This is a genomic window from Clostridia bacterium, assembly GCA_017620395.1.
In the GTDB taxonomy this organism is placed as follows: domain Bacteria; phylum Bacillota; class Clostridia; order Oscillospirales; family RGIG8002; genus RGIG8002.
On record JAFZQJ010000022.1, the window covers coordinates 143,827 to 157,746 of the forward strand.

General features: G+C 58.7%; 14 protein-coding genes and 5 tRNA genes. 5 read left to right on the top strand and 14 right to left on the bottom strand.

All coding sequences use genetic code 11. The features are described 5' to 3' along the window. The first annotated feature begins 165 nt into the window (after window positions 1–165). Complete coding sequence (locus J5441_04730; protein MBO4934460.1) at window positions 166–861, top strand: response regulator transcription factor; 696 nt, start codon at window positions 166–168, stop codon at window positions 859–861. After that, complete coding sequence (locus J5441_04735) at window positions 861–2,258, top strand: HAMP domain-containing histidine kinase (GenBank protein ID MBO4934461.1); 1,398 nt, start codon at window positions 861–863, stop codon at window positions 2,256–2,258. Before J5441_04730 ends, J5441_04735 begins: the two co-directional genes overlap by 1 nt. Before the next feature lie 522 nt (window positions 2,259–2,780). Here the strand turns inward: J5441_04735 and J5441_04740 are convergent. The 6 genes from J5441_04740 to J5441_04765 all read right to left on the bottom strand — a co-directional run bounded on the left by J5441_04740 (window position 2,781) and on the right by J5441_04765 (window position 8,483). Then, window positions 2,781–3,032, bottom strand: coding sequence for a hypothetical protein (locus J5441_04740; protein MBO4934462.1), 252 nt, complete (start codon window positions 3,030–3,032; stop codon window positions 2,781–2,783). 61 nt (window positions 3,033–3,093) lie between these two features. Continuing rightward, window positions 3,094–3,738, bottom strand: coding sequence for a sigma-70 family RNA polymerase sigma factor (locus tag J5441_04745; GenBank protein MBO4934463.1), 645 nt, complete (start codon window positions 3,736–3,738; stop codon window positions 3,094–3,096). Then, entirely contained in the window at window positions 3,735–4,169 is a 435-nt protein-coding gene (locus tag J5441_04750) for an anti-sigma F factor (protein MBO4934464.1), read from the bottom strand. The genes J5441_04745 and J5441_04750 overlap by 4 nt, the downstream gene beginning before the upstream one ends. Window positions 4,170–4,190: 21 nt before the next feature. Further along, complete coding sequence (locus J5441_04755; protein ID MBO4934465.1) at window positions 4,191–4,508, bottom strand: STAS domain-containing protein; 318 nt, start codon at window positions 4,506–4,508, stop codon at window positions 4,191–4,193. 94 nt (window positions 4,509–4,602) lie between these two features. Next, window positions 4,603–5,796, bottom strand: coding sequence for a bifunctional folylpolyglutamate synthase/dihydrofolate synthase (locus J5441_04760; GenBank protein ID MBO4934466.1), 1,194 nt, complete (start codon window positions 5,794–5,796; stop codon window positions 4,603–4,605). 59 nt (window positions 5,797–5,855) lie between these two features. Beyond that, window positions 5,856–8,483, bottom strand: coding sequence for a valine--tRNA ligase (locus J5441_04765; GenBank protein MBO4934467.1), 2,628 nt, complete (start codon window positions 8,481–8,483; stop codon window positions 5,856–5,858). Between the two features lie 171 nt (window positions 8,484–8,654). Between J5441_04765 and J5441_04770 the strand changes: the two genes are divergently transcribed. From J5441_04770 to J5441_04780, 3 genes are read left to right on the top strand one after another with little or no spacing between them, the layout of a single operon-like run. Then, window positions 8,655–9,689 carry an FAD:protein FMN transferase gene (locus tag J5441_04770; GenBank protein MBO4934468.1) on the top strand — a complete coding sequence of 345 codons (1,035 nt, stop codon included), beginning with the start codon at window positions 8,655–8,657 and terminating at the stop codon, window positions 9,687–9,689. After that, window positions 9,679–10,062 (top strand): NusG domain II-containing protein, encoded by a 384-nt coding sequence (locus J5441_04775; GenBank protein ID MBO4934469.1) that lies wholly within the window; start codon window positions 9,679–9,681, stop codon window positions 10,060–10,062. Before J5441_04770 ends, J5441_04775 begins: the two co-directional genes overlap by 11 nt. Window positions 10,063–10,066: 4 nt before the next feature. Then, window positions 10,067–10,588 carry a Gx transporter family protein gene (locus J5441_04780; protein ID MBO4934470.1) on the top strand — a complete coding sequence of 174 codons (522 nt, stop codon included), beginning with the start codon at window positions 10,067–10,069 and terminating at the stop codon, window positions 10,586–10,588. Window positions 10,589–10,683: 95 nt separating this feature from the next. Here J5441_04780 and J5441_04785 read toward each other — a convergent pair whose 3' ends face one another. The 8 genes from J5441_04785 to J5441_04820 all read right to left on the bottom strand — a co-directional run bounded on the left by J5441_04785 (window position 10,684) and on the right by J5441_04820 (window position 13,869). Then, on the bottom strand, window positions 10,684–11,418 hold the full coding sequence (locus J5441_04785; protein ID MBO4934471.1) for a ThuA domain-containing protein: 735 nt from the start codon (window positions 11,416–11,418) through the stop codon (window positions 10,684–10,686). Window positions 11,419–11,556: 138 nt separating this feature from the next. Then, window positions 11,557–12,303, bottom strand: coding sequence for a leucine-rich repeat protein (locus J5441_04790; GenBank protein ID MBO4934472.1), 747 nt, complete (start codon window positions 12,301–12,303; stop codon window positions 11,557–11,559). Window positions 12,304–12,539: 236 nt separating this feature from the next. Next, window positions 12,540–13,004 (bottom strand): hypothetical protein, encoded by a 465-nt coding sequence (locus J5441_04795; GenBank protein ID MBO4934473.1) that lies wholly within the window; start codon window positions 13,002–13,004, stop codon window positions 12,540–12,542. A gap of 325 nt (window positions 13,005–13,329) precedes the next feature. Further along, window positions 13,330–13,403, bottom strand: a tRNA-Cys gene (locus tag J5441_04800). Window positions 13,404–13,460: 57 nt separating this feature from the next. Continuing rightward, window positions 13,461–13,536 (bottom strand) — tRNA-Gly (locus tag J5441_04805). Window positions 13,537–13,572: 36 nt separating this feature from the next. Then, window positions 13,573–13,648, bottom strand: a tRNA-Phe gene (locus J5441_04810). A gap of 5 nt (window positions 13,649–13,653) precedes the next feature. Beyond that, window positions 13,654–13,730: transfer RNA gene (locus J5441_04815), tRNA-Asp, on the bottom strand. 63 nt (window positions 13,731–13,793) lie between these two features. Further along, window positions 13,794–13,869: transfer RNA gene (locus J5441_04820), tRNA-Val, on the bottom strand. Window positions 13,870–13,920: the final 51 nt, after the last annotated feature.

Consider the following 13,920-nt stretch of genomic DNA (forward strand, 5'->3'; position numbering starts at 1 on the left):
GCTCAAAAATCGTCTACTTGCACACCTATTTGTGACAAACTATCAAAAATTTGTCTATATATTTGCAAAACCTCTTCACAAAAGACACAAAATAAGTTATAATACACGATGGTGAAGAATAACTCTGAACCGTTTGCCGCTTGTGCGGCGGAAAGGAGCTTTGATATGGAAGACAAAAGGATCCTCATCGCGGACGATGAAGAAGGCATAAGGGATATGGTCAAGGAGTACGTCAGCCTCGACGGTTTCTCCGTCGACGAGGCCGCCGACGGCGAGGAGGCGCTCGACCTGCTGGCGAAGAACAAATACGACCTGCTCCTGCTCGACGTCATGATGCCGAAAGCCAACGGCTGGACGGTGCTCCGCAAGCTGCGCGAGACCTCCAACCTGCCGGTAATCATGCTCACCGCCAGAGGCGAGGAATACGACAAGCTCTTCGGCTTCGAGCTCGGCGCGGACGACTATATGATCAAGCCCTTCTCCCCGAAGGAGCTGCTCGCCCGCATGAAGGCGATCATCCGCAGATCCGAAACCGACAAGTCCGACGACTCCGGCAAGGAGGTCGACGTCTTCGGCGGGCTGAAGATAGAGTACTTCTCCCGCAACGTCTACGTCGACGGCGAGCTTATCTCGCTTACGCCCAAGGAGTTCGAGCTGCTCAGCTTCTTCGCGCACAACGAGCACTACGTCTTCACTCGCGAACAGCTGCTCTCGAAGGTGTGGGGCTACGACTTCTACGGCGACGAGCGCACCGTGGACACGCATATCAAGATGCTGCGCGACAGTCTGAAAAACTACCGTTCCTACATAGTCACCGTCTGGGGAACGGGCTACAAGTTCGAGACGGGTAACACTAAATAATGAAGGGTCTTGCGCTGAAGTTCTGGGCCGGTATGACCGCGCTGATAGCCGGTATGCTGGTGCTGCTGTGGGTGTTTCAGGTAGCGAGCCTCCAAAGCTTCTACGCCGACGAGATACTCTCGCAGGTCAATGAAGACGCGGAATACCTCGCCGATTGTCTGTCACGCAGCGAGTCGGACGAGTTCATGAGCCGCGCCTCTTCCCTGGCGTACACCAAAAACCTCTCGGTGCAGGTATACGTCACTCAGAGCCTCTGCATTTACAATTCCGAATCGCTCAACCCGACGCCGTCCTCCCTCGCGCCGGACAGCGTATTCCGCGAAGCAGTGCTGACGACGCTGTCAGGCAAGGAGTACACCGGCACAACGACGCATCCGAAGTTCAAGGCCGACGTCGCGATACGCGGCATCCCCTATCGCAACTCCGACGGCAGCTACGGCGCGCTGATGATAAGCGTTTCGCTCGCGCCGGTCGGCACGACCGTAAACATACTGCAAAAACAACTTATCATAACCACCGTAGTGCTGCTCGCGCTCGCGCTGGTCATTTCGTTCATAATCTCGCGCACGCTGACCAAGCCGATACTCCACATCGAGAAGGCGACGCGGCGCATCGCGGAGGGCGACTATTCCGTCAAGCTCGACGTCAGTTCGAGCGACGAGATCGGTTCGCTCGCGGAGTCGGTCAACTACATGGCCGGCGAGCTTTCCAAGACGGACGAGCTGCGCAAGGATCTGATCGCCAACGTTTCGCACGACCTGCGCACTCCGCTCAGCCTCATAAGAGGATACGCGGAAACGCTCCGCGACGTTACCGGCGACAATAAGGAGAAACGCGAACGCCAGCTCGGAATAATCATCGACGAGACCGAACGCCTCGACCGGATCGTCAGCGATATGCTCGACCTGTCGAAGCTGCAGGCGGGTTCGATAACCGTTTCGCCGGCGCCCTTCAACGTCGGCAGGGCGTTTGCGGATATCATCTCGCGCTACGATGACCTGAGCGCGAAAAGCGGGATAGAGACCGTGAGCGAATGTCCGGAAGAGCTCGCCGCCATCGGCGATCTGCCGCGGCTGGAACAGGTATTTTACAACCTCATCAACAACGCCTTCAACCACACGAAGGCTGGCGGAAGGATAACTCTCCGCGCCGAAAAAGACAGCGAAACGGTGCATTTCTCGGTCACCGACACCGGCAGCGGCATCTCCAAGGAGGACCTCCCGCGCATTTTCGACCGCTACTACAAGGGCGAAGCCGGCGTCAGAAAGATAGTCGGCACCGGCCTCGGCCTCGCGATTGTCAAGAGCATCCTCGACGCGCACCACGCCCTATACGGCGTAGACAGCACCATCGGCGTCGGCACGACCTTCTGGTTCGAGCTTCCGTCGGCGGAATGATAAAGTATATGCAGAACCGGAGCAGGCGAAACGCCCGACCGTGATAAGGAAGTTTTTTCACCTCACGTTCGAGTGGTGAGTAAGTGCGAACTTAAGAAAAGCAGACTGAGAACAAAATCAGTCTGCTTTTTCGTGTTCAACCGGTATAATGAAAACGTTCGCTTCGCTCACTAATGAAGACGGCTATGCCCTAATGAAGACGGCAACTGCGTTGCCTAATGAAGCGAAGCCGCCCGCTTGAAGAAAACCGTTGAATTCGAGTTTCTTCATTAGCGAAGCGTCTTCATTTCTTCGTTAGCCCACTTGCGGGCGTCTTCATTTTCGGCGCGGCAAAGTTTATACAAAATACTTCCTTATCACGCCGCGCCGAACGCCCGCTCCGGTTTTTTTATTGCTGTTGTGTTGGGTTGTCGTTCCGAGAAATCGCGGTCGACGGGGAATCCCGTTCCATATGCGGACGCGCCGCGAAAGACGGGGGATCCTTCGCCCTTCGGGCTCAGGATGACAGATGACGACGCGGCGTCAGTTCCAAATCAGGTCGCGCTTGATCACGAGGAACGCGACGATTCCGATTATAAGCAGAGCGAGCAGGATATAATAAAGCCGCGCGCGGAAACGGCGGCGTTCCTCACGCCGCTTTTCGCGTTTTTCGTCGTCGGCTTTGACCTCCGCCCTGAAGTCCTCGAGCTGCGCCTCGACGTTGCGGCGGCGCTCCTCGCGCTCCAGGCGTTCGATCTCCTCCGGAGTCAGACCTTCCTTTTCGGCTTCGTTCATACGCTCACCTCCGCGCTTCGCGACGTTACGCGTATATTATAACACGAAAGCGGCGCGGCAGTCAAGCGAGAATGGCGCGAAGTTTTTCCAGCGCCTTCTTTTCGCGGCGGGAGACCTGCACCTGCGTCATTGACATGACGCGCCCGACTCCCGCCTGCGAAAGCCCGTGGCGGTAGCGCAGCAGGATCAGCCGCCGTTCAAGCGGCTCGAGCATCGATAAAGCGCGGCCGAGGTCGGCGCGGAGCAGCGCGGCTTCCGTTTCGTCCGGCGCGGCGCAGGACGCGCTTTCGTCTGCGTCGATGGAGGCGACGGGAGCGCACGCGTTCAGCGCGAAGGCGACGCGTTCGGGAGTTTCGCCGAGCGCAGCGGCGATCTCGCCTATGCGGGCTTCCCTGCCGGTCTCCTTCTCGACGCGCTCCTTTTCCGCGAGCGCGGCGGCGCCGAGCGCCCTTGCGGCGCGGCCGACCTTCACTGCTCCGCCGGCGCGAAGGAGCATGCGTATCTCCCCCGCTATCACCGGCACGGCGTAGGTGGAGAAGGCCGTGCCGAGCGTTTCGTCGTAGCGCGTCGCCGCTTTGAAAAGCCCGACGCAGCCCGCCTGAAAAATATCGTCGTACTCCGCGCCCCTGCCCCTGAACCGCGCCGCAACGGCGTGGACGAGCGGCGTATTCTCGCGCACCGCGCGGTCGTAATCGCGGCCGGTCATTCTTTCGCCTTCAGCGTTTTGACCATGTGTACCGCGGTGCCCTTGTCCGGCTTCGAACGCACGCGGAGCTTGTCCATAAACGCCTCCATAACGGTAAAGCCGAGCCCCGAGCGTTCGCTCTCCGGAGAGGTCGTGAAAAGCGGCGTCATCGCGCGCTGCACGTCGTCGATGCCCTTGCCCTTGTCCTTGACGTCGATGACGATCTTGCGATCCTTGAGTATGTAGGCGTTGATATAAACGACGCCGAGCTTATTGCCGTAGCCGTGAACTATGGCGTTCGTCACCGCTTCCGAAACGGCGGTCTTTATATCCGAAAGCTCCTCGACCGTCGGGTCGAGCTGCGCGAGAAACGCCGCCACCGCGCTGCGCGAGAATGCCTCGTTCGACGAACGGCTGACGAACTGCAGCTTGAACGAATTGAGGTATTTCATACGTTTTCCTTTCCCCGCGGCTCAAGTGGCCGCGGATTTGATTTCCACCAGCTTCTGCACGCCCGCGAGGCGCAGTAGCTGAAGCGTGCGCCTGTCCGCGCACTCGACTATCACCCTGCCGCCGTATGGCGCGACCTTGTTGTAGCGGCCGAGTATCAGTCCGATGCCGGAGCTGTCCATGAACTTCACGCCGGAAAAATCGATGACCACCGACTCCGGACGCAGCTTCGCTATCCACCTGTCCGCCTCCTCGCGCACCGGCTTCGCGGAGTGGTGGTCGATCTCCGCGGGCAGCGAAAGCGTCAGCGTGTTGGCGCGCTGCTCGTATTTCAACTCCATTGTTTTCACCTCTCATTCCCGTTCCCTCGTATTTTGCGCATAACAAAAACGGGCTATACACGAGTATAGCCCGTCCTGTATGAATTTTTTGCCGCTATTTGTCGGCTTTGAAGATTTTTCTCGCCTCCGAAACCAGATACAGCGAGCCGCAGACTATCACCGCGTCGGTTTCGGGATCGCCGCGGGCGGCTTCGACCGCCTCCGCGACCGAAGGCGCGGCGGACGCCTTAACGCCAAGTCCGACGAGTAGTTCGCGCAGGTCTTCCGCTTCCATACAGCGAGGATTGTCAACCTTTACGGCGATCGCTTTGTTTACGACGCCGGCGAGGTGTTTCAGCGATTCGGCGGCGTTTTTGTCCTTCATCATCGCGACGACGGCGGTCACGCGCACGCCCCCGAACTCGCTTTTCAGCAGCGCGGCGAGGGACTCCATGCCGGAGGGGTTGTGTGCGCCGTCAAGCACGACGGGCGGCTTGACGCTGACAGTCTCGAACCGCGCCGGCATCGTCGCCTTCATCAGCCCGAGCGCGATCTTCTCGCGCGTCAGCTTATAGAAGCCGCTGCACGCCAGCTCGTCGAGCGCTTCTATCGCAGTCACGGCGTTGAGCGTCTGATGCGCACCGCGCAGCGTGATCACGTAGTCGTTGTTTTTATAGGTGAAGAAATGCTCCCTGCGGCGCAGGCGCATCAGGTCTGGGATTATGACCTCGGCGCGTTTCTTCTCCGCCGTTTCGCGTATCGCCGCGAAGACCTCATCCGCCTGCTCCGGATAGACGACGACGGAGCCGCCGGACTTGATTATCTGCGCCTTCTCGAGCGCGATTTTTTCAAGCGTGTCGCCGAGCAGCTCGGTGTGATCGAATGAAACGGAGGTTATTACCGAAACGACCGTCGTCATAACGGCGTTTGTGGCGTCGAGGCGACCGCCTATCCCCGCCTCGAGCACGACTATATCGCACCCGTTGCGGAAGAACCATTCCATCGCCGCGGCGGTCAGCAGCTCGAACTCGACGTAGTTATCCGGATACGCCTCCGCAACCTCCTTCACCTTCTCCATCACGGCGGCGAAGAGCTCCTCGGGGATATACTTCCCGTTTATCTGTATGCGCTCAGTAAAGCGCACGACGTACGGCGAGATGAAAAGCCCCGTCTTGTAGCCCGCCTCCTGCAGCGCGGAGGCGCAGAACGCGGCGGTCGAACCCTTGCCGTTCGTGCCCGCGATATGCAGAAACTTGAGGTGATTCTGCGGGTTCCCAAGGCCTTCAAGCAGGGTTTTTATCCTATGCAAATCTACGGTCGGCGATAACCGACCGTAGGAATGCAGATATTCCAATGCTTCGGAATAAGTCACTTGATCTCTCCCAGTTTCGCGAGCGAATCCTCGATCTTCGCGAGCATCTCCTTGAGGGAGGCGAGCTTTTTGCGCTCCTCATCTACGAGCTTCGCGGGCGCCTTTGAGATGAAGCCCTCGTTGTTCAGGCGGCTCTCGCAGCGCGTGATTTCATTCTCAGTCGCGGCCTTCTCCTTGTTGAGTCTGGCGCGCTCCTTCTCGGGATCGACCAGTTCGTTCATCGGGATCATCAGCTTCGCGGAGGGGACGACCATCGTCAGCGCGTTGGCGACGGAAAGCTCGCGCTCTATCTCGATCTCGCTGACTCCGGCGAGGCGCTTGAAGAACTCCGCGCCCTTGGCGAATGTCTCCGGCTTGTCGGTCTCGATGAAGAGCGCCGCTTTCTTCGAAAGCGGGATGTTCATCGCGGCACGCTTGGCGCGGATTTCCTTTATCGCCGCCATTATGAGATTCATGCTCTCCTCGTCGGAGGCGAAGTTGAGCGCTTCGGAGTATTCCGGCCAGGGCGCGACGACGAGCGCCTTGCCCTCGTGCGGGATGCTCTGCCAGATCTCCTCGGTGATGAACGGCATAAAGGGATGCAGCAGCTTCAGGATCTTGTCGAGCACGTAGACGAGCACGCGCTCGGCTCCGGCGGCCTGCTCACCGCCCGCGAATAGGCGTATCTTCGCAAGCTCGATGTACCAGTCGCAGAAGTCGTCCCAGATGAAGCTGTATACCTTGTCGAGCGCGATGCCGAGCTCGAACTTGTCGATGTTCGCTGTCACGTCGGCGACGACGTTGTTTAGCTTCGAGAGAATCCACTTGTCGTCAAGCGTCAGCGTTGCGGGAAGCGCGGTTTCGTCGCTGTGCAGGTTCATCAGAACGAAGCGCGCGGCGTTCCAGAGCTTGTTGGCAAAGTTGCGGCTCGCCTCGACCTTCTCGTCCGAGAAGCGCATATCGTTGCCGGGCGAGTTGTTCGTCGCAAGCGCGAAGCGGAGCGCGTCCGCGCCGTACTGCTCGATGACCTTCAGCGGATCGATGCCGTTGCCGAGGGATTTCGACATCTTCCTGCCCTGCGAGTCGCGCACGAGGCCGTGGATGAATACGGTCTTGAACGGCGGCTTGCCGGTGTGCTCGAGGCCGGAGAATATCATTCTCGCTACCCAGAAGAAGATGATGTCGTAAGCCGTCACGAGCGTCGTCGTCGGGTAGAAATAGTCGAGGTCGGCGGTCTGCTTCGGCCAGCCGAGCGTCGAGAACGGCCAGAGCGCGGAGGAGAACCAGGTGTCGAGGACGTCCTCGTCCTGACGCATATGCTTCGAGCCGCACTTCGGGCAGACGGCGACGTTCTCTTTCGAAACGACCATCTCGCCGCAGTCGTCGCAGTAATACGCGGGTATGCGGTGTCCCCACCAGAGCTGGCGGGAGATGCACCAGTCGTGGATGTTGTTCATCCAGTTGATGTATATCTTCGAGAAGCGCTCGGGTACGAACTTGATCTCGCCGCTCTCGACCGCTTCGATGGCGGGCTTTGCGAGCGGAGCCATCTTAACGAACCACTGGCGCGACGCGATCGGCTCGACCGTCGTCTTGCAGCGGTAGCATTCGCCGACGTTGTGAACGTGATCCTCGATCTTGACGAGGTAGCCCTCCTTCTCGAGGTCCGCGACGATCTGCTTGCGGGCGGCGTATCTGTCGAGCCCGAAGTAGCGGCCGCCGTTCTCGTTGATGCAGGCGTTCTCGTCCATGATGAGTATTTCCTCAAGGCCGTGGCGCTTGCCGACCTCGAAGTCGTTGGGGTCATGGCAGGGCGTGATCTTCACGCAGCCGGTGCCGAACTCCATATCGACGTATTCGTCCGCGATGATGGGTATTTCCCTGCCGACGAGGGGCAGGATCGCGGTCTTGCCGACGATGGACTTGTAGCGTTCGTCGTTCGGGTTGACGGCGATCGCGGTGTCGCCGAGCATCGTTTCGGGACGCGTGGTGGCGACGACGAGTGACTTCGACGTGCCCTTGATGGGATATCTGATGTGCCAGAAGTGGCCGGGCTGTTCCTTATACTCGACCTCCGCGTCGGAAAGCGCGGTCGTGCAGCGCGGGCACCAGTTGATTATGCGGTTCCCGCGGTAGATGAGCCCCTTGTTGTAGAGGTTGATGAAGACCTCCTTGACCGCCTCGGAACATCCCTCGTCCATCGTGAAGCGTTCCCTGCTCCAGTCGCAGGATGAGCCGAGCTTGCGCAGCTGCTTGAGGATGCGGCTGCCGTAAAGCTCCTTCCAGTCCCAGACGCGGCGGACGAAACGTTCTCTGCCGAGGTCGTAGCGCGTTTTTCCCTCGTTGTTGCGGAGGTCCGCTTCAACGACGATCTGCGTGGCGATGCCGGCGTGGTCGGTGCCGGGGATCCACAGCGCGGAATAACCCTGCATACGGCGGGTGCGGATAAGGATATCCTGCATCGTTTCGTCGAGGGCGTGTCCCATATGGAGCTGACCGGTCACGTTCGGCGGCGGAATGACGATGGTGTAGGGCTTCTTCGCGGGGTCGACCTTCGCGGAGAAGTAGTTGCCCTTAAGCCAGAAGTCGTATATACTGTCTTCCACTTTGCCGGGGTCGTAGGTTTTTTCGAGCTCTTTTCTCATTTGCTTTCCCGTACCTTTCGTATGAAACGGACGCGCTGACGCGTCTTCGCATTTCTCTGTTTGAGATTATCTCACAAACAAGCGGATATGTCAAGATTTCGAGCGCGTTTTACTTGAAAAAATCGCAAACCGTGCTATTATATAAGTATAAACTCTCACGGAGGATTCCCGATGAAAAGGATAATCGCGGCGCTTTCTGCGCTGACTCTCATATTCACCCTCGCCGCCTGCGGAAAAGGCGGCTCCTCCGGCGCAGCCGAAGCCCGCACCGCAACAGTCTTCGCGATGGACACCTTCGTCACCTTCACCGCCTACTGCGGCGACGAAACGCTCGAAAAGGCCGGGCGGCTCGTGACGGAGCTCGACGCGAAGCTTTCGCGCACGAAAGCGGACAGCGATATCGGAAAGCTAAACGCCTCCGGCGCGGCGGGCGCCGAGGTGAGCACTGAGACCGCGGAACTGCTAAAGGAGGCGCTCGCCTGCTGCGCTGAGTCCGACGGCGTATTCGATATAACGATAGCGCCCATAACGGACCTCTGGGACGTCAACGGCAAAGCCGTGAGCGGCAGCCGCCCGACTCTCCCCTCTCCCGCTCAGATCGCGGACGCGATGCTCTGCGTCGGATACAAGTATCTGACGGTCGACGGCACTACGGCGAAATTCGCCTATGAAGGCATGAGCTGCGACCTCGGCGGCATCGCAAAGGGCTACGCCGCGGACAAGGCGGTCGAGCTGCTCCGCGCCGACGGCGTTTCATCCGCGCTGATACAGGTCGGCAGCAGCGTCTACGTCATGGGCGAAAAGCCCGACGGCAGCGCCTACACGGTCGGCGTGCGCGATCCCGAGGGGGGCGCGAACGACTACGTCGGCACTCTCGCGCTGAAGGATAAGTACGTAACCTCCTCCGGCGACTACGAGCGCTATTTCGAGCTTGACGGAAAGCGCTACTGCCACATCTTCGACACCGCGCTCGGATACCCGATAGACAACGACCTGCGCAGCGTGACCGTCGTCACCGACAGCGGAACGCGCGGCGACTACCTCTCCACGACGCTCTTCTGCCTGGGGCTCGAGAACGCGATGCGCAGGTGTGAAAAAGAAGGCGTATCCGCGCTCTTCATCACGAAGGACAGGCGCATTTACACAGTCGGAGCGGACTTCGACGGTTTCACGCTGACGAGCGGAGATTACACTCATGAAAAGTAAGCTGAGCTTGAAATTCAAACTGCGCGACGCGATCGTCATCGCCGCGGCGCTGCTTCTCGCGGCGGCGGTGTTCCTGCTCACGCTCCCGAAGGCGGGCGGAGACCGGCTTTACGCTGAGATCAGCCGCGGGGGCGAAGTTCTCGCAACGCTTCCGCTCGACACGGACGCGGAATATATCGTCAACGGCGACTATGAAAACGTGGTTACGATCGCGGACGGAAGCGCGTTTTTCAGCTCGTCAAACTGCCCCAATGAAGACTGCGTACACGCCGGACGGCTGACGAAGGCGGGACAGCTCGCCGTCTGCCTGCCGAACGGAGTTACGCTCCGCATCGTCGGCGCCGAAGCCGACGTCGACGCGATAGCGGGGTGACGGCATGAAGAACGGCGTTAAGAAACTGACGGTCTGCGGACTGATGACCGCGCTCTGTCTGATACTGGGATATATCGAGCACCTGCTTCCCCTCTCGCTGCTGATACCGCTGCCGGGGATCAAGCTCGGGCTCTCTAATATCGCGCTGCTGGTGCTGCTGCTGAAGTACGGGCCGGCTTACGCCTACGGCGTTACGGCGCTGAAATGCACGCTCTCGGCACTGCTTTTCGGTTCGGTCACATCGCTCGCGTTTTCGCTGACGGGCGGACTGCTCGCTATGACGGCAATGTGGCTGCTGACGGCGGCGTTCAAGGAGAAGCTCTCCGTCTTCGGAGTCAGCGTCGCCGGCGCGGTTATGCACAACGTCGGGCAGCTCGCCGCGGCGTCGGTCTTCATGAGCTCGGCGGCGGTGTTTTCGTACCTGCCGCTGCTCGCCCTCGCCGGAACCGTGACCGGCCTCGCCACCGCCGCAGTCACCTCCCGCGCCCTGCACCTGACGGGGTACGATAAGGAACAGGAAGCGTAAACCGCTCATAATAAACGAACAGCGCGGCAGACACCTGCCGCGCTGTTCGTTTTTTCATATTTATTCAACGTGAAGAATCAGACCGCGGAAAAGCGTCACTCGCCGAAGCCCGTTTTATGCGCCTTCGGCGGATTGGGACAATCCATGCAGTTCTCGCAGCGGTATACCGGAGCCGCCCAGCGGACCGCGTTCAGCAGCACCTTCCGGACGTCCGCGTTTTTATAGGTCGGGTAGGTTTCGTGCCCCGGCTGGAAGTAGAACACCTTGCCGTTGCCGCGCTGCCACGTGCAGCCGGAACGGAACGCCTCGCCGCCGGTGAACCAGCCGACGAAAACCGTTTCATCCGGCGCGGGGATACCGAACGGCTCGCCGTAGGTCTCCTCCGCCGGCAGCTCGAAATACGCGCCCAGCCCCTGCGCGATCGGATGGCCCGGCGCGGAGACCCAGACGCGCTCCAGGTCGTCGCTCTCGCGCCAGATGAGCGAGCAAGAAGTGCCCATAAGCCGCATGAAGGGCTTGGCTTTGTGCGCGGAGTGAAGGAACACCGCTCCCATGCCGCTCAGCACTTCTTCCTGTACCAGCGCGGCGATCTCCTCCGGCACGTCGCCGTGCGCCACGTGTCCCCACCACACGAGCACGTCGGTATTGCGCAGGCGTTCGCGGGTGATCTCGTTTACGGTTTCAAGCGTTACGGTATCGGCGGTCAGATCGGGCTGCGCGTTGAACAGCGCCGCCAGCTCGGCGTGGATGCCGTTCGGGTAGATATCGTGCGCGCGGCACGCGGGATCCTTCTCGTGCAGGAATTCGTTATAGATGAGTATGCGGAGCATGCGGAACACCTCGTTCGATCTGTGATTTGCCGGTTTCCGGCGGGACAACCGTATTATACGCCTCCCGCGCGCGTTTTGCAAGAGTTTGACGGCTTTTCAGGCGTATGCGATGAACAATTACGTACGTGCGGCGAAGGTTCAAAGTCCGTCCGCGAGACCGGCGGAGCAGCGGAGGATCGCAAGCGCGTCGTAGACGGTTATTTTACCGTCGCCGTCCGTGTCGCAGCAGGCAAGTAACTCGGGCGTTTCAAACGTCAGCTTCGCCGCGGCGCGGAGAGCTATGAGCGCGTCCGAGACGGTCGTTTCGCCGTCCGCGTCGGGATCGCCGTTCGCTTTGTCGATAACGACGCAGGGCAAGCCGTTTTCCGCGGCGTATCCGGCGGCGTAAGCGCCCGCTCTCGTATAGACCGCAAAGAAGCTGTCGTTTCTGAACGCGTTTGCGCTTATATCGGTCACGCTCGCCGGGATGAACACGCTTCTTAGTCCGGTGCAGTAGCCGAACGCGAAGGACGATACCGTTACCGCGCCGCCGCGGATGACGACGCTCTCAAGTCCGGAGCAGTTTCTGAAGGCGTTTGACTTTATCACCGCGACGCTGCCGGATATGAGGACGTTCCGAAGGCCGTCGCAGTCATAGAAAGCGTACTCCCCCACGCTCGCAACGCCGTCGGATATGACGGCGCGTTCGACTTCGAGCTTCGCCCACGGCGCGGTATCCTTCTGCGCTCCGTAGTCGTACATTTCGCCCTCGCCGCTTATCGTAAGCGTGCCGTCTTTCAGCGTCCAGGTAAGGCGCTCGCCGCAGACGCCGCTTTCGGCCGCGACCGCGGAAGCGTGCATCCGCGCAGGCAGCGCGAACAGGACCGCAGCGACTATAAGCGCCACTGTCCTTACGGCTGTACGGGCAAATACAGACGCCGACAGCTTCATCGCAACACCCTCCGATACGTTTAATCTCTTTGGTATCTAATATGTGAATTATATGCTTTTTGCAGATATGTGTCAAGGATAATTTACTACAACAAATGAATATCGCAAAACGACGCATTGAAAAGGGGCGAAGTATGCTTCGCCCCTGTCTGTAATGATTTCTGAGTGCAATTTTTCAAGCAGCCCGAGGCTCACGCTTCCCTTTTCTCCGCCAGATAATCCGACATAAAGCTTTGCGAAGCTTCCCGCGCGACCGCGTCGCCGCTTACGGGCGCGGTGGTTTTGAAAAGAGAAATTATCTCGATAACGAACGCCGCGAGGAAAACGGCGTTCCAAATCACGAACCGAACGACGCCCGACACCGTACCGCAGAAAATGAAAAGCGGGACCAATGCGGCGACGAGGATGAGTTTGATCACATTAAACGCGCTTCTGCGCCGTATGACCGCCAGAACTCCCTCTGTGAGATAGTTCAATATCACGGGTATAGCAACTATAATCGCGTATATCCACAGTCCGCCGGACGTTCCGAGACCGTAGTCCGAATGATCGCCGTAAGTCAACAAAGCCGTTACGGTGAGCGCATAATAAACCAGATGGAGAATCAGTCCTATCCACAGCAAAAACTTGTTGCCGGATACGTATGTCCGCTTCATAGTTACCACCTCGCTGTTTGTATTATAGCACGTCCGCCTCTTGTTATAATTATAGCAGATATATCGGGGTTTTGTCAAGAAATACTAACGATAGTAAAGCAATAGTAGCGAATAAATGATATATCGCCTCACGGCGATACGATATACGGCTTCGCCGTATGATATGTTTGCGCCGGCGCAAACATGATATAATATCCGTTCCTTAATACGCCGCAGGCGTATATCATCCGCGCGAGCGGATATCATATGCGGAGCATATATCATCCATTCCGCAAGGAACGGATATCATTGCAAAAGAGCGATGCTATCGCATCGCTCTTTTGCATGGAGGCACCACCCAGACTCGAACTGGGGGTAAAGGCTTTGCAGGCCTCTGCCTTACCACTTGGCTATGGTGCCGTGTCTCGGGAACCTCCCGAAACAAAACGCTTAAATACCGAAATATTTAAGCGTCCTTGGAGCGGATTACGAGACTCGAACTCGCTACCTCCACCTTGGCAAGGTGGCGCTCTACCGGATGAGCTAAATCCGCAGATATGAATATGTCCACGAAATGAATCGGTATAGGTGGTGCCTCCGGTTGGAGTCGAACCAACGACACACGGATTTTCAGTCCGTTGCTCTACCACCTGAGCTACAGAGGCAAATGTGGCGACGCTGACGGGACTCGAACCCGTGACCTCTAGCGTGACAGGCTAGCGTTCTAACCAGCTGAACTACAGCGCCGTATTACCTGTTGTCAACGGCTACGATCACGCCGATCGCGGAACGGTTCAACAACATAATTTCTGGTGGGAACAACAGGGCTCGAACCTGTGACCCCTTGCTTGTAAGGCAAGTGCTCTCCCAGCTGAGCTATGCTCCCGCGATCGCACAGGCGGAAACCGCCTTTTTTTCGTGCCGCTTGACTATTATA

Excerpts from the sequence above, each read along its gene's own strand:
- J5441_04730 (MBO4934460.1), top strand. The coding sequence starts at position 166 with ATGGAAGACAAAAGGATCCTCATCGCGGACGATGAAGAAGGCATAAGG.
- J5441_04735 (MBO4934461.1), top strand. The coding sequence starts at position 861 with ATGAAGGGTCTTGCGCTGAAGTTCTGGGCCGGTATGACCGCGCTGATA.
- J5441_04740 (MBO4934462.1), bottom strand. The coding sequence starts at position 3,032 with ATGAACGAAGCCGAAAAGGAAGGTCTGACTCCGGAGGAGATCGAACGC.
- J5441_04745 (MBO4934463.1), bottom strand. The coding sequence starts at position 3,738 with ATGACCGGCCGCGATTACGACCGCGCGGTGCGCGAGAATACGCCGCTC.
- J5441_04750 (MBO4934464.1), bottom strand. The coding sequence starts at position 4,169 with ATGAAATACCTCAATTCGTTCAAGCTGCAGTTCGTCAGCCGTTCGTCG.
- J5441_04755 (MBO4934465.1), bottom strand. The coding sequence starts at position 4,508 with ATGGAGTTGAAATACGAGCAGCGCGCCAACACGCTGACGCTTTCGCTG.
- J5441_04765 (MBO4934467.1), bottom strand. The coding sequence starts at position 8,483 with ATGAGAAAAGAGCTCGAAAAAACCTACGACCCCGGCAAAGTGGAAGAC.
- J5441_04770 (MBO4934468.1), top strand. The coding sequence starts at position 8,655 with ATGAAAAGGATAATCGCGGCGCTTTCTGCGCTGACTCTCATATTCACC.
- J5441_04775 (MBO4934469.1), top strand. The coding sequence starts at position 9,679 with ATGAAAAGTAAGCTGAGCTTGAAATTCAAACTGCGCGACGCGATCGTC.
- J5441_04780 (MBO4934470.1), top strand. The coding sequence starts at position 10,067 with ATGAAGAACGGCGTTAAGAAACTGACGGTCTGCGGACTGATGACCGCG.
- J5441_04785 (MBO4934471.1), bottom strand. The coding sequence starts at position 11,418 with ATGCTCCGCATACTCATCTATAACGAATTCCTGCACGAGAAGGATCCC.
- J5441_04795 (MBO4934473.1), bottom strand. The coding sequence starts at position 13,004 with ATGAAGCGGACATACGTATCCGGCAACAAGTTTTTGCTGTGGATAGGA.